The sequence below is a fragment of the Paraburkholderia hayleyella genome (assembly GCF_009455685.1).
In the GTDB taxonomy this organism is placed as follows: domain Bacteria; phylum Pseudomonadota; class Gammaproteobacteria; order Burkholderiales; family Burkholderiaceae; genus Paraburkholderia; species Paraburkholderia hayleyella.
In genome coordinates this window covers 2,785,800-2,804,756 of the sequence record NZ_QPES01000001.1, presented here as the reverse complement: position 1 = coordinate 2,804,756, position 18,957 = coordinate 2,785,800, and the positions used below count along the sequence as shown (strand labels likewise).

Here is an 18,957-nt window from a genome sequence, read left to right as displayed (position 1 = left end):
GCTAAATCCGCGAGCCCAGCGGGTTCAACTGGCTAGCGCCGCGAACGCGTTGCGTGCGGCGGCCAGCGTGGTGTCGATGATGGCATCGTCGTGCATGATCGAGACGAAACCTGCCTCATACGCTGAAGGTGCGAAATAAACCCCCGCATCCAGCATCTTGTGAAAGAACGTATTGAAGCGCGTCACATCGCAGCGCGTCACATCGGCAAAGCGCGCCGGGATGGCATCGCTATCGCTATCGCCATGGGTGAAGTACAGGCCGAACATGCCGCCGAGCGCATCCGCCGCAAAGGGCACGCCCGCTTCACGCGCGGCCTGGACGAGCCCCTGCGCGAGACGGGTGGTCTGGGCGCCGAGCGTATCGTAAAAGCCTGGCGTCTGAATCAGTTGCAGCGTTTTCAGCCCGGCTGCGACGGCTATCGGGTTACCTGACAGGGTGCCCGCCTGATAGACGCCGCCCAGCGGCGCGAGGTGGGCCATGATGTCACGCCGTCCGCCGAATGCCGCGGCGGGCATGCCACCGCCGATGATCTTGCCAAGGCAAGTCAAGTCCGGCTGGATGCCATACAGCGCTTGCGCGCCGCCGAGCGCCACGCGAAAGCCGCACATGACTTCATCGAAAATCAGCACCGCGCCCGCTGCGCTGCACAGGCGGCGCAGCGCAGCGAGAAACTCCGGTGTGGCGCGCACCAGGTTCATGTTGCCCGCCACCGGTTCGACGATCACCGCGGCGATTTCATGGCCGAATGTGCTGAATGCTTCCTCGAGCGCCGTCACGTTGTTGTACTCAAGCACCGTGGTGTGTTTGGCGATGTCAGCGGGTACGCCTGCCGACGTGGGATTGCCCAGCGTGAGCAGCCCGGAACCCGCCTTGACCAGCAGGCTGTCGGCGTGGCCGTGGTAGCAGCCTTCGAACTTGACGATGCGGCTGCGGCCCGTAAAGCCGCGCGCGAGGCGCAGTGCGCTCATCGTCGCTTCGGTGCCGCTTGAGACCATGCGCACTTGTTCGATGGAAGGCATCAGCTTGCAGATTTCTTCGGCGATTTCGATTTCGGCCTCAGTGGGTGCGCCAAACGAAAAACCTTGGGCCAGCACACGTTGCACGGCTTCCAGCACTTCGGGATGCACGTGGCCCAGAATCATCGGCCCCCAGGAGCCGATGTAATCGATATAGCGCTGGCCATCGGCGTCCCAGAAATACGGGCCTTGCGCCCGCTCGATAAAGCGGGGCGTGCCCCCGACGGAGCGGAACGCGCGCACAGGAGAATTGACGCCACCAGGGATGGTGATCTGGGCACGCTCGAAAAGGGCTTGATTCTTTGACATGGGTAGCGGACTGACCTGAAAAGGATTAGCGCTGAAGGCGGCGCAGCCGTGTTCGAGCAGGGCGCCAACGCCTGAGCGGGACGGCGAAATTGTACCGGAGTCATCTTCGGGTTTCGTTGCTGGCGCGCTCGCCGCAGGGCTGCTGTGGGTTGTGCGGGTCTCCGTTACAATCGTCGGCTGCTTTCCCGTTGTTTTTTGCTACCTGTTCGCCGCTGCTTGCGCCTTCCTCGCCGATGACTGCGGCCTTGCGCCATACGGGTGGCGGCTTCCTTCTTGGACCTTCCTCATGTCTCATGTCGTCAGACGCCAGCCCGATGGTCGGCTGATTCTGCTACTTGGCGCGCTGGCCGCCTGCGGGCCGATCTCGATTGACATGTATTTGCCCAGTTTGCCGTCGCTGGCGCAGACATTTGGCGTGTCGCCAGGCGCGGCGCAAGCCACGCTGACCAGCTTCATGCTGGGTTTTTCCGTCGGCATGCTGCTGTATGGGCCGATTTCCGACACGTATGGACGGCGCCCCGTGCTGCTAGGCGGCATCGTCACGTACACGCTGGCGACCATCGCTTGCATGCTGGCGCTGTCGATCGATGCGCTGGTGCTGTTTCGCTTTGTCCAGGCGCTTGGCGCGGGCGCTGCGGCGGTGCTGGCGCGCACGATTGCGCGGGATGCCCACGAACCCGCCGATGCCGCGCGCGTGTTGTCGATGCTGTCGATTGTCTCCTCGATTGGACCGCTACTGGCGCCATTGCTCGGCGGCCAGTTGCTGCTGCTGGGCGGCTGGCGCGTGGTGTTTGGGGTGCTGATGCTATTTGGCGTGCTGTGCGCGCTGGCGGCTTTTTTCCGCGTGCCGGAAACCTGGCCGCGCGAAAAGCGGGCCAACGCGGCCTTGCTGCGATCGTTCACGGCCTATGGCCGCTTGCTGAGCGATCCCGTGGTGCTAGGGCACCTGCTGTGCGGTGGCATGGGGGTCGCTTCGATGTTCGCCTATATCACGGCGACGCCCTTTGTTTATATCGAGTACTTTCATGTCCCGACCCAGTACTACGGGCTGCTGTTCGGGCTGAACATCGTCGGCATCATGCTGGGCAATTTCATCAATGCGCGGCTGGTCGGACGGCTGGGGTCGCTGAAGCTGATCTCGTTTGCCGCGACGGTGAGTTGTGGGGCATCGCTGTTTGTCGCGCTCGTCAGTCTCACGGGATGGGGCGGATTGGGGGCGATTGTCGCGGGACTGTTTTTTGTCGTCGGCGTGGTGGGCCTGCTGACGGCAAATTGCACGACAGACCTGATGCATCGTTATCCGCATAACGCGGGCGCGGCGGCGGCGGTGTTCGGGGCGGTGCAGCTTGGGCTGGGCGCGCTGGCGAGTCTGGCGGTGGGGTTTTGGGGCGGTGTCGGGCCCGAAGGCATGGGCGCCACGATTGGCATCGCGGGGCTGCTGTGTTACGCGGGACGGTTTCTGGTGGTACGCCTGCATGGCCGGCCGGTGCCGTTGCGGGGAATATGAGGCGGTTTGATACCGCCCACGGTTTGCCAATAAGCCTGCCAATAAGCCTGTCAACAAGCCTGCAAACGAAACGCACTGCCCCCTGCCCAAGGGGGCAGTGCGTTTTCGTGGCTGCTCTGCAGCTCGCAAGCCTTAATCTTTCGCTGACGAAGCCGCCCCGTGGCTAAGCCAGTCGAGCACCGCCGAAGCGTTCTCATCCGCGCTGCCGCGCGCTTTGGCCACGGTCCGGCTGACATCGCTATCGCTATCGCTATTGGGCTTGGCGAGGCGAATGGCCACGCCCACCGCCAGAATGTCGATGATCACCAGATGCAGCACGCGCGAAATCATCGACAACTGCGATTCATGCATTTCGATGTGATCGGTTTCGAGTGCGATCGTCGCGCGCCGCGCCAGCGGTGTATTGCTCGAGGTAATGGCGATGACCTGCGCGCCGGCCTGCATGGCGACATCGAGTACGCGCAGTAACTCGGGCGCGCGTCCTGATTTCGACACCGCCAGGATCACATCGCCCTGGCCCAGCAGCGAGGCGGATGCCGTCTGCATATACAGGTCGCCATAGGCGATGGTCGGAATGCCAAAGCGGAAGAACTTGTAATGCGCGTCCTGCGCGACGATGTTCGAGTTGCCCAGCCCGTAGAACTCGATACGCCGGGCGTTGTTGAGTAAATCGATGGCTTTTTCGACGTTTTCGAAGTTGAGATGCTCGCGCAGCTGCAAGATCGCGGACACGGTGTTGTCCAGCACTTTCACGCCGAAATCGGTTGCGGTATCGCCCTGATGAACCTGGCTGTGGCTCACCGGGATGGTGCCGGTCAGCCCGGTGGCGAGCTTTAGCTTGAAGTCGGACAGCCCCTGGCAGCCCAGCGAGCGGCAAAAGCGGATCACCGTGGGTTGGCTGACGTCGGCCTTGCGCGCGATATCGACGATCGGGTCGTTGATGATCGAGCGCGGATGATTCAGCGCGAGGTCAGCGACGCGCCGCTCGGCGGGAGTCAGCGCATCGCGCATTTGCCGGATGCGCTCGAAGACGGCGGCGGAGCTGCCGCCGCTGCGGTTCGAGAGCTGATCGGCGAGGATCGCGGAGACGCCTAAAAACGCGGGATATTCGGCGGTGATCACGTAGGTGGGCACGTTGCGCAAATACGCTTCGAAGCGGCCTTTGGCCTCGAAGCGCGTGCGGAACGGCGATTGCGCGAAACGCTCGCCCAGCCGCGGCACGACGCCGCCGCCAATATAGATGCCGCCGAGCGCGCCGAGCGTCACCGCGATGTCGCCCGCGAAGGTGCCGAGAATGCCGCAAAAGCAGTCGAGCGTTTCGCTGGCGAGTGCTTCGCCCTCGAGCCCGCGTTTGACGATGGCGGCGGTATCGAGGCTGGCGGTGACGCGCTTGTTATCGCGTTCGGCGAGCGCCCGGTAGATCACTTCGATGCCGGGTCCTGCCGCCACACGTTCGAACGACACATGCGGCCATTGCCGGCGCGCGTAGCGCAGCACGAGATCTTCGCGTTCGTCGGAGGGGGCGAAACTGGCGTGCCCGCCTTCGCTGCCGAGGGCGATCCAGTGATCGTCGGCGGGGATCAGCCCGGAGACGCCGAGGCCCGTGCCCGGGCCCAGCAGCCCGATCACGCTATGGGCGCGCCGGATGCCGCCGCCCACCTGGGCGCGCTGGCTATCGGCGAGGCCAGGCAGCGCCATCGCCAGCGCGGTGAAATCGTTGACCATCAGCAGCGTGTCGAAGCCCAGCGTGCGACGTGTGGCTTCAATCGAAAAGCGCCAGTCGTGGTTGGTCATGCTGATCTGGTCGCCATCGACCGGGTTCGCAATCGCAATGGCGGCATGGTTGACGCGTGCGACTTTGGTGTCTTTCAGAAACTTCTGGATCACCTCGGCGATGCCAGGATATTCCGCACAGGGATACACGTGCACTTTGCCCATTTCGCCCGGTGCGGTTTCGAGGGCAAAGCGCGCGTTGGTGCCGCCGACATCCGCCAGCAACCGGGGGCCGTCAGCGTGCTGGTTGAGGCTCGCCGCCGCTTTTTTAGTGGGTACACCAGTAGACATCGAGTCTCACTCCCTTGTCATGCGCCAGTTTGGAGATGGCGTTTTCTTGTGGTGCCGCAGCAGCTTGTTGCAGCACCTCGAGCTTGCGTGGCCCGGCGATCAGCAAAAACAGCCGGCCTGTTTCTTTTAATGCCGCCAATGATTGGCTGACACGCGCATGCGGCGCGTTGCCCGGATGCACGGCGATGAAGCGCTCGGCCGTGGTGATCGCGTGGGGCCATTCGGGTGCATCGGCGAAGATCGACGCGGTGTGGCCGTCTTCCCCCATGCCGAGCACGGCGACGTCGGCCCGCGCGCGCCGCGCGTCGGCATTGAGCGTGGCGACGTAATCATCGAGTGCCTGTGAGGTATCGGCGAGCGGCCAGAAGGCCGCGTTGCGCGCGGCGTTCTGGAGCAGTGTTTCGCGCACCAGACGGGCATTGCTGGCGGCATCGGTGGCGGGTACCCAGCGCTCATCCACTAGCGTCACGTCGATGTCGGCCCAGGCAAAAGGTTGCTGCGAAAGCGTTTGCAGGAACAGGCGCGGGCTGCTGCCGCCGGATACGGCGAGCGTCGCACGGGGTGTGGCGGCCGTGGCGGGCGTGGCCATGGGCGTCGCTTGCAACGCGTGGCCGACGGCAAGCGCTAACGCCAATGCTTGCGCGTCAGGGTCTGCGAAAGTATGAAGTTCGATCATGGTTTCTCCGTGCTACTCGACGACTCGAGGCCCAGGGCCGCATCGCCAGCGCCTTGAGCCCGCCTTGGGCTCGCCTTGAGCTTGTTGGCGCGGTGAGCCGGTTGGAGCGGGCCGCTCAGTTGTCGCTCAGTTTTCTTCTTCGAGCCAGCAGGTATCGTGCTGTGCCAGCATCGCACTGGCGGCGGCGGGCCCCCAGGTGCCTGCCGCATACGGCTTGGGTGTTTTGCCCGGGCTGGCCCATTCGTTGAGGATCGGCTCGACCCAGCGCCAGGCCGCTTCCTGCTCGTCGCGGCGCACGAAGAGCGCGAGGCGCCCATTGATCACATCGAGCAGCAGGCGCTGGTAGGCCTCCATCTGGCCTTCGGGGAAAAATTGATCGAACGCCAGATCCAGATGCACGCTCGAAAGGTTCATGCCTTCGCCAGGCTGTTTGGCGAGGCAATACAGGCGAATCATTTCGTTAGGCTGCAAGCGGATCACCAGGCGGTTCGCGCCTGGACGCAGCGCGCTCGGCCCCAGCGCCGAATGCGGCACGGCGCGGAAATTGACGACGATTTCCGCCACCCGGTCGGCGAGGCGCTTGCCCGTGCGCAAAAAGAACGGCACGCCGGCCCAGCGCCAGTTTTCGATTTCGACCTTGAGGGCGACGAAGGTTTCAGTGGTGCTGCCAGGCTTGACGCCGGGTTCGGTCGAATAGGCGGGTACCGGCGTGCCGCGAATCACACCCGCGTGGTACTGGCCGCGCACCGCGATCTTGCTGATATCGCGTGAATCGATCGGTTTGAGCGCCCTCAGCACGCGGAGTTTTTCGTCGCGTACCGCGTCGGAATCCATCGAATGCGGCGGCTCCATGGCGACGATCGACAGCAGTTGCAGCAGATGGTTTTGCACCATGTCGCGCAAGGCGCCGGTGTTGTCGTAAAAATCGCCGCGCGCTTCGACGCCGAGTTCTTCGGCGATGGTGATCTGGATGCTTTCAACCCATTCCCGGCGCCAGAGGGGCTCGAACAGCGCATTGCCGAAACGCAGCGCGAGCAGGTTCTGAACCGGCTCCTTGCCGAGGTAATGGTCGATGCGGTAAATCTGGCCTTCGGTAAAAATTTCGCCCACGGCATCGTTGATGGCGGTGGATGATTTGAGGTCATAGCCGAGGGGTTTTTCGAGCACGATGCGGGCCCCGGCATTGAGCCCGACGGCTGCGAGCGCCTGGCAGACCGGCACGAACAGCGAAGGCCCGGTGGCCAGATAAAACACCCGCGTGCCATTCAGCGGCTCAAGGGCCTCGCGCAGCAGCGTGAAATCGGCCGCACGGCCAAGATCGAGCCGGACATAGGCGATGCGCTGCACAAAGCTGGCCCAGGCGGCTTCGTCTATGCCGTTTTTGGAAACGTGGGGTTTGACGTGTTGCTCGACCCACTGGAGATAATCAGCGAGATCGGCCGAATGGCGCGCCACCGCGACGATCTTGCCGTTGTCCGCCAGCATGCCGGCGCGATGGGCTTCGTAGAGGGCGGGCAAAATCTTGCGCATGGCTAAATCGCCCGTGCCACCGAAGAGCACGAAGGTAAAACCGGAGTCGGTTTGCATGAGAGTTCCGTGGAGTTCCGTCTCAATTCAGGGCCACGACAGAGGGTCGTAGTCCAGTAAAATATTTTTTGACACTGAATTGTAGTTTAACTACAATCCGGCGCAAGAGGTAGCGCTAATTCAGCGCTAATTAGCCAGAAAAAGCAAAGCCGTTCGAGGAGCCTCCGTCTAGCCCTGCGCGTACCGGCGTGTCTGGATAGTGCGCGATGCAGGGATAACCGGCACCGCGCGCGCTACGGGCGTAAAAAACGGCGAGCGTTAAAAAACAAAAAGGAGACAGCCTTTTGCATCCTGAACACCGTCATCGTATTTCCTGTGCGTTTTGTGCGTCATGGGAGCCGCATTCAGCGGCCCCCATGACTAGCGCATGTGCGTTCCGTGTTTTGTCTGCTTGACCCATCGCTGCCCCTGGCTGCATGGGGGCGGTTCGTTCTGTTCAGGTGTCTGGAGGAGATTGAGCAATGAAATTCCGTGCAATCATGGCTGCGCTCGGCGCTGCAGGCCTGTTGTGCGGCATGCCTGCGGTACAGGCTGCCGAATCAGTTGAAGTGCTGCACTGGTGGACGTCAGGCGGTGAGTCAAGGGCCGTTGGCGTGCTGAAAGACGATATGCAAAAAGAAGGCTACGCGTGGAAAGATTTCGCCGTGGCCGGTGGTGCGGGCGCGGCTGCCATGACAGCACTCAAGACCCAGGTGATCTCGGGCAATGCACCGAGTGCCGCGCAAATCAAAGGCCCGCTGATCCAGGAATGGGCCGCCCAGGACCTGCTGGTGCCGATTGATCCGGTGACTGCCGACTGGAAGAAAAACCTCCCCGCCGAAATCGACAAGATCCTGCACGCCAATGGTCACTACGTGGCCGCGCCGTTTTCGGTGCATCGCGTGAACTGGCTCTATATCAACAAGGCGGCGCTGGACAAGGCCGGCGGCAAGGTGCCGGGCAACTGGACGGAATTTTTCCAGGTCGCCGACAAAATGAAAGCGGCGGGTATCGTTGCCGTCGCCGCAGGTGGCCAGCCATGGCAGGACTTGACACTGTGGGAAGACGTCGTGCTGTCGCAGGGCGCGGATTTCTATAAAAAAGCGCTGGTGGACCTCGACCCGAAAACCCTGACCTCCGAGCGGATGATCCAGGTGTTCGATACCGTGCGCAAGATTCAATCGTATTTCGATAATGGCCGTACCGGCCGCGACTGGAATCTGGCCACCGCGATGGTGATCAACGGCAAGGCCGGCATGCAGTTCATGGGCGACTGGGCCAAGGGCGAGTTCGTCGGCGCGCATAAAAAATCGGGCGCCGATTACATCTGCGCTCCAGTGCCCGGCACCGCGACGTCGTACACCTTCAACGTCGATTCGTTCGTGTTCTTCCAGCAAAAAGGTCAGAAAGCGGCTACGCCAGGGCAACTGGCGCTGGCTAAAACCATCATGTCGCCCGCGTTCCAGGAGCAGTTCAGCCTGAATAAAGGGTCGATCCCGGTGCGCCTTGGCGTGTCGATGGACAAGTTCGACGATTGCGCGAAAAAGTCCTACGCCGATGAGCAAGTCGCGCTGAAATCGGGCGGCTATGTGCCTTCACTGGCGCACGGCATGGCTCAGGCGGATGCCACCGCGGGCGCGATCACCGACGTCGTGACGAAGTTCATGAACTCGACGCAGGATTCGAAGAGCGCCGTGCAGGCGCTGGCCAAGGCAGCAAGGACGAAGTAAGCCGCATTGCCTTTGCTTTTGCTTTGACTTTTACCTGCTGTGCAGCAACCGTAGCGCCGTGCGTTTGTAGCGTTGTCTGTAGCGTTGTCTGTAGCGCTGTTGGTAGCGCTTTGTCTCACGTTGTCTGGCGTGAGACAAGGCGTGGCGCAAACGCACGTCATTCCCACTTTATCCGAGCCGCAACTGACGGCCGCTCCGCCGCCTGGAGGCCTTTTTGCCCCAGCGCGAAGCCTGGTTTTAGGAGTCGATGAGTGAGTGCTTCTCTGAGCGACAACGGGAAAACCCCTGTGCGCAGCCCTGTTCATCCTGGTCGCCGTGCCTCGCCGCTGGCGGCGCTGGCCGACCGCTGGGTGCCCAGGCTGGTGCTGGCGCCTAGCATCATGATCAGCCTGGTGTTTGTGTATGGCTTCATTCTGGTCACCGGTTTTTTGTCGCTGACCAACTCGCGCTTGATGCCACGTTATGAGTTCGCCGGGTTCGAGCGTTATGCCGAGCTGTTCGACAACGATGTCTGGTGGACCTCGGCGGCTAACCTGGGCTGGTTTGGTATTCCGTTCATCGGGATTTGCATCGGGCTCGGGCTGTTTCTGGCGATCTTGCTGGACCAGCGCATACGCAACGAAGGTGCATTGCGCGCTATTTTTCTGTATCCGATGGCGCTTTCGTTCATCGTCACTGGAACGGCGTGGCAATGGATCCTGAACCCTGGGCTGGGCCTCGAAAAGGTGCTGCACGACTGGGGCTGGACCGGTGTTTCGTTCGGCTGGCTGGGCGATCCGGACAAGGCGATTTTCTGCGTGGTGGTTGCAGCGGTATGGCAATCGACAGGCTTTGTCATGGCGCTCTTTCTGGCGGGCTTGCGCGGCGTCGATAGCGAGATTTTCAAGGCGGCCCAGGTGGATGGCGCGACGCTGCCAGCGATTTACCGCAAGATCGTGATTCCCAGCATGCGGCCGGTGTTTTTTTCCGTGCTGCTGATCCTCTGTCACATCACGATCAAGACCTTCGATCTGGTGGTCGCGCTGACGGCTGGCGGCCCCGGCACCTCGTCATCGCTGCCCGCGATGTTCATGTACACGTTCTCGTTTAACCGTGGGCAACTGGGGGTGGGCGCGGCGTCGTCGATGATGATGCTGGCGACCGTCGTCGCGGTGCTGGTGCCGCTCATGTATCTGGAGTCGAGGAGCACCCGCCATGCAGCCTAAGATGACGCTCGGCCGCGCCGTCGTGTATGCGGCGCTGTTCCTGTTCGCGCTGTATTTCCTGTTTCCGCTTTACGTGATGCTCTCGACATCGTTCAAGGATCTTGAGCAACTGCGTCACGGTAACCTGCTGACGCCGCCCACCCATTTCACCCTCGAACCCTGGCTCAAGGCCTGGAACGAGGCGTGTACCGGCGTGCGCTGCGACGGCATGCAGCCGTTTTTCATGAACTCGGTCCGCATGGTGATCCCGGCGGTGCTGCTGTCGTCGATCATTGGCGCCTTCAATGGCTATGTGCTGACGCACTGGCGCTTTCGCGGCGCGGACCTGGTTTTCACGTTGCTGCTAGTGGGATGTTTCATTCCGTTCCAGGCGATTCTGCTGCCGATGGCGCGCTTGCAGGGCGCGCTCGGCTTGTCGAACACCACGGGCGGGCTGGTGCTGGTGCATGTGGTGTATGGCATTGCTTTCACCACGATGTTCTTCCGCAATTTTTACGTGAGCATTCCCGCTGAACTGGTGAAGGCCGCACGCATCGATGGCGCAGGGTTCTTTACGATCTTCACGAAAATCCTGCTGCCTGTGTCATTGCCGATCTTCATGGTGTGCCTGATCTGGCAGTTCACGCAGATCTGGAATGACTTCCTGTTTGGCATTGTGTTTTCAGGCGTAGATTCGATGCCGATCACGGTTGCGCTGAATAACCTCGTGAATACCTCGACCGGGGTGAAGGAATACAACGTCGATATGGCTGGGGCGATTATTGCCGCCTTGCCGACCTTGCTGGTGTATGTGCTGGCGGGCCGTTACTTTGTACGTGGCCTCACCGCTGGCGCGGTAAAGGGCTGAGTCTCCAGGCCGCAGGGCAGAACCGTTCCTGCTATTTCGTTATTCACGCTACTTTCGTGTGCGTACCGTTTCCGCACGAAGCAGTCTCCGAGACAAAAGGATTCACAGCATGGCAAGCCTTTCCATCCGTGACGTGTACAAGACCTACCCCAATGGGGTGCCAGTCCTGAAGGGCGTCAACATTGACATCGAAGACGGTCAGTTCCTGATTCTGGTTGGCGGCTCGGGTTGCGGCAAGTCGACGCTGCTGAACATGATCGCTGGCCTCGAGACGGTGACCCATGGCGAGATTCAAATCGACGGCAAATGCGTCAACGACCTGTCGCCGAAAGACCGGGATATCGCTATGGTGTTCCAGTCTTATGCGCTGTATCCGTCGATGACGGTGCGCGAGAACATCTCATTCGGCCTGAAAATTCGCAAGGTGCCCAAGGCGGAGCAAAACCAGATCGTCGAGCGCGTTTCGTCCATGCTGCAGATTCAGCATCTGCTGGAGCGCAAGCCAGGCCAGCTTTCCGGTGGCCAGCGCCAGCGGGTGGCGATGGGCCGGGCGCTGGCGCGCGACCCGGTGATGTTCCTGTTCGATGAGCCGCTGTCGAATCTCGATGCCAAGCTGCGCATCGAAATGCGCTCCGAAATCAAGCTGCTGCATCAGCGCCTGGGCCGCACGACGGTGTACGTCACGCACGACCAGATCGAAGCCATGACGCTGGGCGACCGCATCGCGGTGATGAAAGATGGGGTGGTGCAGCAGTTTGGCGCACCGCAGGAAATTTACGATTCACCGGCCAATTTGTTTGTCGCGGGTTTTATCGGTGCGCCGCCGATGAATTTTATTCAGGGCAAGCTGGTGGAGCAGGGTGCGGGCGTTGGTCTGGAACTCGATACCGGTGTGAAGCGCGACGTGCTGCGCCTGCCGTTCGAGGCTGGCCGCGTGAAACCGCAGCTTGGGCGTGAGGTGATCCTGGGGCTGCGCCCAGAGCGCATTACCGATGAACGCAATGCGCACAATGTGGCGAACGGGCAATTGCAGCCGGTCAAGGTCAAGGTGGAGGTGATCGAGCCGACGGGCCCGGATACGCTGGTGTTCGCCCAGGTCAACGGTAAGCGGATTGTGAGCCGGGTGCATCCGGCCGCACAGCCGCAGCCGTTGTCAGAGATGAGCCTGCTGTTCGATGTGTCGAAGGCGGTGCTGTTCGATCCGTCGAACGAAGCGCGGGTGGCCTGAACGGAAAACCGGGCAACGAGGCCTCGTCCGATGAGTTGGGGCGGATACGTTTGCCCAATCTCCGGCCCTTGCAGGTTGTCCCTGGCGTTGCCTGGGATAACCTGCAAGGGTTTTTGCTGGAACTCAGGAACTCAGGAACTCAGACGTTGCCTGGCTTCAGGGCGCGCCTTGCAACAGCACGAGTACCGCGCCTGCACCGCCATCGTTGGCGCGTGCCTCGCAAAACGCGATCACTTCTTCTTTTTGCGCCAGCCACGTGCGCACCTTGCCCTTGAGCACGGGTTCCTTGCCGATCGAGCCCAGCCCTTTGCCGTGAATCACACGCAAACAACGCAGCCCGGATTTCACCGCTTCGCGGAGGAACGTGCTGAGCGCTTCACGAGCTTCATCGCGGCGCAGGCCGTGCAAATCGAGTTGCGCCTGCACGGTCCATTTGCCGCGCCGCATCTGGCGCACGACTTCTTCACTGATACCCGGGCGGCGAAACGACAGCGAATCGTCGATATCGAGCAGGACTTCGGGATCGAATTCGTCGGAGATGGCTTCGCTGAGCACCGCTTGCTCGTCGCGCTGCGTCTGGATGGGCACGGGGGACGGCTGCGGGCGCGGTGTGCTGGCGCGGGGTGGGACGTTCAGCGGCGTGACGCTGCCGACTTCGCGGCGAAACAGCGCGGCCTCGGCCGCGGCCTCGCGCGCCGTTGCCGCAGCGGTGAGCCGTTCACGCTCGCGGCGCTGGGCCTCGGTTTTGAGCGTGCCGCGCAGCGCGCCCAGACCCGCGAGCCCGGTACCTGGCGCTACCTTGGGCGGTGGCGCGGGTGTCGCTGAGAGGCTGGGCGCCGCGCGCGTGGTGCGCGGGCGTTTAGGTTCGGCAGGATGAGGCAGGTTTTTAGGCATGGCGCGAGGCTGCATGAAGCGCAGCAGCGATGAGGTGTCGGTTGGCCGGGCGCTTTGATGCAGGCGGTTGTGTGAGCGTTAGGGCTGGCCGTGCGGCCAGCGGTTGGAGGACAACACGAGGACAACCCGGGCGGGTCGTTTCGGGCCGCGTTGTAGCCAGGCGCCAGGCGTCTGGCTACAACGCGTCAGAGCTCAGGACGCCTGCCGGTTATCTTAGCCGTGAAGGCTTTCCAGGTAACGCTGTGCATCGAGCGCGGCCATGCAGCCGGTGCCCGCGCTGGTGATGGCCTGGCGATAGATATGGTCTTGCACATCGCCTGCCGCGAACACGCCGGGCACGCTGGTTGCGGTCGCATTTCCGTTCAGGCCGCTCTGGGTGACGATGTAGCCGTTCTTCATTTCAAGCTGGCTGGCGAAGATATCGGTGTTCGGCTTGTGGCCAATGGCGATGAAAAGACCCTGCAAGTCGATCTCGGTGGTGTCGCCGGTTTGCGTGTGCCTGATGCGCACGCCAGTGACGCCTGAATCGTCGCCTTTGACTTCATCGAGTTCGTGATTCCACTTGATTTCGACCAGGCCCTCTTTCTCTTTTTCGAGCAGGCGGTCGATCAGGATGGGTTCGGCGCGAAACTTGTCACGACGATGGATCACCGTCACTTTTTTGGCGATGCCGGTGAGATAAAGCGCTTCTTCAACAGCGGTGTTGCCGCCGCCCACCACCGCCACATGCTGCTGCTTGTAGAAAAAGCCGTCGCAGGTGGCGCAGGCGGAGACACCACGGCCCATGAAGGCTTCCTCGGAGGGCAGCCCGAGATATTGCGCCGACGCCCCCGTGGCGATAATCAGCGAGTCGCACGTGTATTCGCCCGAGTCGCCGATCAGACGGAGCGGTTTTTCGTCCAGTTTGGCGGTGTGAATGTGGTCGAAGACGATTTGCGTATTGAAACGCTCGGCATGTTCCAGGAAGCGGTTCATCAGGTCTGGGCCTTGTACGCCTTGGGCGTCGGCGGGCCAGTTTTCGACATCGGTCGTGGTCATCAGTTGACCACCCTGGGCCATGCCGGTAATCAGCAGCGGCGCCAGGTTGGCGCGGGCCGCGTAGACGGCGGCGGTGTATCCCGCAGGGCCTGAACCGAGAATCAGAACTTTCGCGTGCTGTGTGGAAGAGGCGGGCATGATCGAAATCCGTTAAAGACGTCCGGCGGTGCGAGGCAGTGCCGGCACGGGTGGGCCGAAGCTGTAGATGGGTGTGTGCCCGGCATTATAAAGGGGCCAGCCGGCCTCGCGCTCATGAAGCTTGCTGATCGGCGCGATAGCCATCGGCTGCTCATGGTTCGCCATTGGGTTTGCCATTGGTTTTGCTCATCGGGTTCGCTCATTGCCCGCAGCGCTTTGGCCCGGGGCCCGTTACAGCGGGATCATCGCTCGCATGGCATGGCACTCCGTACTCCGTTTACAATGCGCTCTCGCCCAGCCAGCGTGAGCCGCGTGAGGATTTGCCTCTGGCGTCTTCGCCGCGCCGCGCCTGGGCTGCACCGCTTACAGGATCAATGGCAAAACCTCACTATTCCGCGTCCGCGCAAGCATTGCCCCATCGCATGTCGCGTCTTGTCACCGAAATCCGGTGGATTCTCCAGGTGGCCCTCGGCGTCTTTTTACTGATGGCTCTCATCAGTTACAGCCGTCACGATCCCAGCTGGACCCATGCCGCCCAGGTTGACCGTATCGCCAACTGGGCGGGCCGCGTCGGCGCCTGGACGGCCGATATCCTGCTGCTGCTGTTCGGCCTGTCGGCTTACTGGTGGGTCATGCTGCTGTTGCGGCACATCGCGGCCAACTATCGCCGTATCACGCGCCATGAGGCCATGCCAGGGGCCGCGCAGCCTGGCCGCCAGGGCTGGCTGGCTGAAGGCATTGCCTTCGCGCTCGTGCTGTTGGCATGCGATGGCATCGAGGCGTTGCGCATGTGGTCGCTGCAAGTTCCACTGCCGCGTGCGCCAGGTGGCGTGGTGGGCGAGGCTGTGGCGCGCGGCGTGTCCCATGCCTTTGGCTTTACGGGCGGCACGTTGCTGCTGCTGCTGACGCTGGCGATCGGGTTGTCGCTGTATTTCCGCTTTTCGTGGTTATCAGTGGCGGAACGTGTGGGCGATGCGCTCGTGACCACGCTGGCCGCGTTGCGCCAGCGCCATGAAGCGGGCCGCGACCGCCGTCTGGGCGAAGCCGCTGCGGTCAAGCGCGAGGACAAGGTCGAAAAAGGCCGTGTGCGGATCGAAGAGCACGAGCCGGTGACGATTGTGCCGCCTGTCGTCACGCCGGTACGCTCCGAACGCGTCGAAAAAGAACGCCAGGTGGCGCTTTTCACCGATTTGCCTGGCGACTCCACGCTGCCGCCCGTCGCGCTGCTCGACCCGGCGCCGCCCGCCCAGGAAACCATCTCTGCCGATACGCTTGAGTTCACCTCGCGTCTGATCGAGAAAAAGCTCAAGGATTTCGGTGTCGAGGTCAGCGTGGTGGCGGCCTATCCGGGCCCGGTGGTGACGCGCTATGAGATCGAACCGGCCACGGGGGTGAAAGGCAGCCAGATCGTCAGTCTGGCCAAGGATCTGGCACGTTCGCTGTCACTGGTGTCGATCCGCGTGGTCGAAACCATTCCTGGCAAAAATTTCATGGCGCTGGAGCTGCCCAATCCTCGTCGCCAGACCGTGCGGCTTTCGGAGATTCTCGGCTCGGCTGTCTATGCCGACGCCGCCTCGCCGCTGACGATGGGGCTCGGCAAGGACATCGGCGGCAAGCCGGTATGTGCCGATCTGGCGAAGATGCCGCACTTGCTGGTGGCGGGCACCACCGGCTCGGGCAAATCGGTGGGGATCAACGCGATGATCCTGTCGTTGCTCTACAAGGCGAGCGCCGAACAGGTGCGGATGATCCTGATTGATCCGAAGATGCTCGAAATGAGCGTCTACGAGGGCATTCCGCATTTGCTGTGCCCGGTGGTCACCGATATGCGCGAGGCGGGCCATGCCCTGAACTGGGTGGTGGGCGAGATGGAGCGCCGCTACAAGCTGATGAGCAAAATGGGAGTGCGCAATCTCGCGGGCTTTAACAGCCGCATCGACGAAGCTGCCAAACGCGAGGAAAAAATCCCCAATCCTTTCAGCCTGACGCCGGAAGATCCCGAGCCGCTGTCGCGCTTGCCCAATATCGTCGTCGTGATCGACGAGCTGGCCGATCTGATGATGGTGGTGGGCAAGAAGGTTGAGGAACTGATCGCGCGGATCGCGCAAAAGGCGCGGGCAGCGGGTATTCACCTGATTCTGGCGACGCAGCGGCCTTCGGTGGATGTGATCACCGGCCTCATCAAGGCGAACGTGCCCACGCGGATGGCGTTTCAGGTGTCATCGAAAATTGATTCGCGCACGATTCTCGATCAGCAGGGGGCGGAATCGTTGCTTGGCATGGGCGACATGCTGTATCTGCCTCCGGGAAGCGGTTTGCCTGTGCGGGTTCACGGCGCGTTTGTCTCGGACGAGGAAGTGCATCGCGTGGTGCAACGTCTGAAGGAGCAAGGCGGTGAGCCGAACTATGTCGAGGGTTTGCTGGAAGGCGGCCTGGGCAGCGAAGGCGATGAGGCTGGAGCGGATGGCGCAGGAGCGGGAGCAGGCGGCGAATCCGATCCGCTTTACGACCAGGCCGTCGAGATTGTGATCAAGAACCAGCGCGCGTCGATTTCGCTGGTGCAACGTCATTTGCGTATCGGCTATAACCGTGCCGCACGGCTGCTTGAACAAATGGAACAATCGGGGGTGGTGTCGGCGATGTCGTCCAGTGGCAACCGGGAAATTCTCGTCCCGCGGCGCGATGGCGATTGATGCTGACCCGTGTGATCAAGTCCGCGCCGCGCGTTGCTTGCCCTCGGTTTGCAATGAAGCCGCATGTGTCCGCATGTGCCCGCATGTGTCCGAAAATATCCGCAAGTATCTTTGGGGCCCGGCTTTCCCGCCTGTGAACGAATACGACTGGACATGACAGCCGCGGGTGGCGGGTTTTCACCGCGGCTTTTTAAATGGAGAACACCATGCAGCAAATCACCGGGAACGTGACCCGTTCGGCCCGTCGTGGCCTTGTGTCGCGCACGTTCATGTGGCGCATGCCATGCCTCGCGCTGGCTAGTGCGTTCTTGCTGAGTGCGCCAGCATGGGCGAGTGGCACGGCGCAACTGAAGGCTTTTGTGGCGCAAGTGCATGCGGCGCGTGGCGAGTTCGTGCAGCATGAGGTTCGCGCTACGACGGCGCCTGGCGCCAGCGGCGCGTCAGCGCCGGTAACGAAGAAGGCGGGTGTCGACGCCAGCGGCACATTTTTGTTCGCGCGGCCAGGCAAGTTCATCTGGGCTTACGAGAAGCCCTACCAGCAGCTTTTGCAAGCCGATGGCGACAAGCTTTATGTCTATGACAAGGATCTGAACCAGGTCACCGTGCGCAAGCTGGGCGGAGCACTCGGTGCGAGCCCCGCAGCTATCCTGTTTGGCAGCAACGATCTGGAGAAAAATTTCACGCTGCATGATGCCGGTGTGAAAGCGGGCATCGACTGGCTCGAGCTGACGCCGAAGGCTAGGGACACCCAGTTTCAGCGCGTTGGCATTGGCTTTCGCAACGGCAATCTGGAAGCGATGGAACTGTACGATGTGTTTGGCAACGTCACGTTGCTGACGTTTTCGAAGATGCAGAAAAACCCGCCGCTTCCCGCCGGGCAGTTCAGGTTCACGACGCCCAGCGGTGCGGATGTGATCGACAGCGAAGGCGTCGGGCCGACCTGACTGAGGGCGGGCGTTTGTTAAACGTTTGCCTCCGGCGCTGGCGCTGGCGGAATGGGCGTGCCTGCAGGCCTGTCCGGCAGACGCGCGCTAGCCTCGACGCCATACGGCTGGGACACGGCGCGAAGATCGTCGATGAACGCGTCGACGATTTCGCTGCGATGCTGCCGCGTGCGCGTCACCAGGTGAAACACCACGCGGTAGCGCATCTGCCCGGGGTTGAGCGCGGCCAGCAGCCCCTGCTGGACATACGGCTCGGCAAAATGCTCCGGCAGGTAACCCAGATGACGGCCTGATAACACCAGCATCGCCACGGCTTCCATGTTGTCGGCGACAGCCGTCACGTTATCCGGCGTGGTCGAGCTTTTGGCTTCGGGCAGCGGATAGCTGCGCCAGGCCCATTCGTGCTGCGCCGCGTCGGCGGGCGTCACGTGGCCGGCTGCGGCGAACAGCGGATGGTGTTTCGCGCAATAGGCGAACTGCTCTTCAGCAAAAATTTCGGTGTATTCGAGCGAAGGCGCCCGGTGCCAGAAATAGCCAATGCCAATCTGAATCCGGCCTTTGAGCAGTAATTCTTCCAGCTCCCTTGGCGAGCGCACCAGAATCGAAAACCTGACTGACTGATCACGCGCGCGAAACTGGTTGATCGCCTCGCTGATGCGGGTGCTGGCGCCGAGCGGCGTGTGCCCGATCATGCCGATATCCAGCGAGCCGACCAGCTTGCGGCCCACGTTGCGGGCCTGCACGCCGAAGGTATCGACTGCCACCAGCAGCGCCCGCGCCGCCTCGACGAACTGTTCGCCGCGCGCCGTCAGGCTAAAGCCGCTGCGGCCGCGCTCGCATAGCCGGTAGCCGAGCCGGGTTTCGAGCGTGGCGAGCTGGGTGCTAATGGTGGGTTGGCCGATATTCAGCGTGGCCTGCGCGGATGAGACGCCCCCCGCTTCAACAATGGCGAGAAAGACACGGATCAGGCGTAAATCGAGATCAGTCAGTTGAGCGTTCATGGCCTGAATACATTGGCTGTGACCAATGTGAAATGAATTCAGAGCGCATCATATCTATTGCTTAACCGTAAAAAAATAAGAGCTGTCCTAATACTGTGGT

Annotated in this window: 14 protein-coding genes; 7 read left to right on the top strand and 7 right to left on the bottom strand. The window is 62.0% G+C overall.

Going from position 1 to position 18,957, the window contains the following annotated elements:
• Positions 1 to 24: 24 nt before the first annotated feature.
• Positions 25 to 1,326, bottom strand: a complete 1,302-nt coding sequence (hemL, locus tag GH657_RS12350) for a glutamate-1-semialdehyde 2,1-aminomutase (RefSeq protein ID WP_153101147.1) — start codon at positions 1,324 to 1,326, stop codon at positions 25 to 27.
• A 286-nt stretch (positions 1,327 to 1,612) separates the two neighbouring features.
• On the opposite strand from hemL, the gene GH657_RS12345 reads away from it, so the two are divergent.
• Positions 1,613 to 2,833, top strand: a complete 1,221-nt coding sequence (locus tag GH657_RS12345) for a Bcr/CflA family multidrug efflux MFS transporter (protein ID WP_153101145.1) — start codon at positions 1,613 to 1,615, stop codon at positions 2,831 to 2,833.
• A 132-nt stretch (positions 2,834 to 2,965) separates the two neighbouring features.
• On the opposite strand, the gene GH657_RS12340 is transcribed toward GH657_RS12345, so the two are convergent.
• The 3 genes from GH657_RS12340 to zwf form a co-directional block, all read right to left on the bottom strand.
• Positions 2,966 to 4,897 carry a bifunctional transcriptional regulator/glucokinase gene (locus GH657_RS12340; RefSeq protein WP_153101142.1) on the bottom strand — a complete coding sequence of 644 codons (1,932 nt, stop codon included), beginning with the start codon at positions 4,895 to 4,897 and terminating at the stop codon, positions 2,966 to 2,968.
• Positions 4,875 to 5,573: a 6-phosphogluconolactonase gene (gene pgl / locus GH657_RS12335; RefSeq protein ID WP_153101140.1), complete on the bottom strand. Its 699-nt coding sequence runs from the start codon at positions 5,571 to 5,573 to the stop codon at positions 4,875 to 4,877. The genes GH657_RS12340 and pgl overlap by 23 nt, the downstream gene beginning before the upstream one ends.
• A 126-nt stretch (positions 5,574 to 5,699) precedes the next feature.
• A complete protein-coding gene (gene zwf / locus GH657_RS12330; RefSeq protein WP_153101138.1) occupies positions 5,700 to 7,160 on the bottom strand; it encodes a glucose-6-phosphate dehydrogenase in 1,461 nt (486 codons plus the stop codon).
• Positions 7,161 to 7,621: 461 nt separating this feature from the next.
• On the opposite strand from zwf, the gene GH657_RS12325 reads away from it, so the two are divergent.
• The 4 genes from GH657_RS12325 (at position 7,622) to GH657_RS12310 (ending at position 12,149) form a co-directional block, all read left to right on the top strand.
• Positions 7,622 to 8,869 (top strand): ABC transporter substrate-binding protein, encoded by a 1,248-nt coding sequence (locus GH657_RS12325; RefSeq protein ID WP_153101136.1) that lies wholly within the window; start codon positions 7,622 to 7,624, stop codon positions 8,867 to 8,869.
• Between the two features lie 251 nt (positions 8,870 to 9,120).
• The gene (locus GH657_RS12320; RefSeq protein ID WP_425495743.1) at positions 9,121 to 10,074 is read left to right on the top strand and encodes a carbohydrate ABC transporter permease; all 954 of its coding nucleotides are present in this window, start codon (positions 9,121 to 9,123) and stop codon (positions 10,072 to 10,074) included.
• Complete coding sequence (locus tag GH657_RS12315) at positions 10,064 to 10,921, top strand: carbohydrate ABC transporter permease (RefSeq protein ID WP_174769943.1); 858 nt, start codon at positions 10,064 to 10,066, stop codon at positions 10,919 to 10,921. The genes GH657_RS12320 and GH657_RS12315 overlap by 11 nt, the downstream gene beginning before the upstream one ends.
• 109 nt (positions 10,922 to 11,030) lie before the next feature.
• Positions 11,031 to 12,149 (top strand): ABC transporter ATP-binding protein, encoded by a 1,119-nt coding sequence (locus GH657_RS12310; protein ID WP_153101134.1) that lies wholly within the window; start codon positions 11,031 to 11,033, stop codon positions 12,147 to 12,149.
• 156 nt (positions 12,150 to 12,305) lie between these two features.
• Here GH657_RS12310 and GH657_RS12305 read toward each other — a convergent pair whose 3' ends face one another.
• Together GH657_RS12305 and trxB are read right to left on the bottom strand one after the other, a co-directional pair.
• A complete protein-coding gene (locus GH657_RS12305; RefSeq protein WP_153101132.1) occupies positions 12,306 to 13,043 on the bottom strand; it encodes a Smr/MutS family protein in 738 nt (245 codons plus the stop codon).
• 213 nt (positions 13,044 to 13,256) lie between these two features.
• Positions 13,257 to 14,219, bottom strand: a complete 963-nt coding sequence (trxB, locus tag GH657_RS12300; protein ID WP_153101130.1) for a thioredoxin-disulfide reductase — start codon at positions 14,217 to 14,219, stop codon at positions 13,257 to 13,259.
• A 374-nt stretch (positions 14,220 to 14,593) separates the two neighbouring features.
• Between trxB and GH657_RS12295 the strand changes: the two genes are divergently transcribed.
• Together GH657_RS12295 and lolA are read left to right on the top strand one after the other, a co-directional pair.
• Positions 14,594 to 16,912: a DNA translocase FtsK gene (locus GH657_RS12295; protein WP_153101128.1), complete on the top strand. Its 2,319-nt coding sequence runs from the start codon at positions 14,594 to 14,596 to the stop codon at positions 16,910 to 16,912.
• 206 nt (positions 16,913 to 17,118) lie between these two features.
• The gene (gene lolA / locus GH657_RS12290) at positions 17,119 to 17,856 is read left to right on the top strand and encodes an outer membrane lipoprotein chaperone LolA (protein ID WP_153101126.1); all 738 of its coding nucleotides are present in this window, start codon (positions 17,119 to 17,121) and stop codon (positions 17,854 to 17,856) included.
• Between the two features lie 17 nt (positions 17,857 to 17,873).
• Here the strand turns inward: lolA and GH657_RS12285 are convergent, their stop codons facing one another.
• Positions 17,874 to 18,857: a LysR family transcriptional regulator gene (locus GH657_RS12285; RefSeq protein WP_153101124.1), complete on the bottom strand. Its 984-nt coding sequence runs from the start codon at positions 18,855 to 18,857 to the stop codon at positions 17,874 to 17,876.
• Positions 18,858 to 18,957 lie beyond the last annotated feature (100 nt).

Bases quoted from the DNA above. Each gene is read 5' to 3' on its own strand.
- hemL (WP_153101147.1), bottom strand. From the start codon at position 1,326: ATGTCAAAGAATCAAGCCCTTTTCGAGCGTGCCCAGATCACCATCCCT.
- GH657_RS12345 (WP_153101145.1), top strand. From the start codon at position 1,613: ATGTCTCATGTCGTCAGACGCCAGCCCGATGGTCGGCTGATTCTGCTA.
- GH657_RS12340 (WP_153101142.1), bottom strand. From the start codon at position 4,897: ATGTCTACTGGTGTACCCACTAAAAAAGCGGCGGCGAGCCTCAACCAG.
- pgl (WP_153101140.1), bottom strand. From the start codon at position 5,573: ATGATCGAACTTCATACTTTCGCAGACCCTGACGCGCAAGCATTGGCG.
- zwf (WP_153101138.1), bottom strand. From the start codon at position 7,160: ATGCAAACCGACTCCGGTTTTACCTTCGTGCTCTTCGGTGGCACGGGC.
- GH657_RS12325 (WP_153101136.1), top strand. From the start codon at position 7,622: ATGAAATTCCGTGCAATCATGGCTGCGCTCGGCGCTGCAGGCCTGTTG.
- GH657_RS12315 (WP_174769943.1), top strand. From the start codon at position 10,064: ATGCAGCCTAAGATGACGCTCGGCCGCGCCGTCGTGTATGCGGCGCTG.
- GH657_RS12310 (WP_153101134.1), top strand. From the start codon at position 11,031: ATGGCAAGCCTTTCCATCCGTGACGTGTACAAGACCTACCCCAATGGG.
- GH657_RS12305 (WP_153101132.1), bottom strand. From the start codon at position 13,043: ATGCCTAAAAACCTGCCTCATCCTGCCGAACCTAAACGCCCGCGCACC.
- trxB (WP_153101130.1), bottom strand. From the start codon at position 14,219: ATGCCCGCCTCTTCCACACAGCACGCGAAAGTTCTGATTCTCGGTTCA.
- GH657_RS12295 (WP_153101128.1), top strand. From the start codon at position 14,594: ATGGCAAAACCTCACTATTCCGCGTCCGCGCAAGCATTGCCCCATCGC.
- lolA (WP_153101126.1), top strand. From the start codon at position 17,119: ATGCAGCAAATCACCGGGAACGTGACCCGTTCGGCCCGTCGTGGCCTT.
- GH657_RS12285 (WP_153101124.1), bottom strand. From the start codon at position 18,857: ATGAACGCTCAACTGACTGATCTCGATTTACGCCTGATCCGTGTCTTT.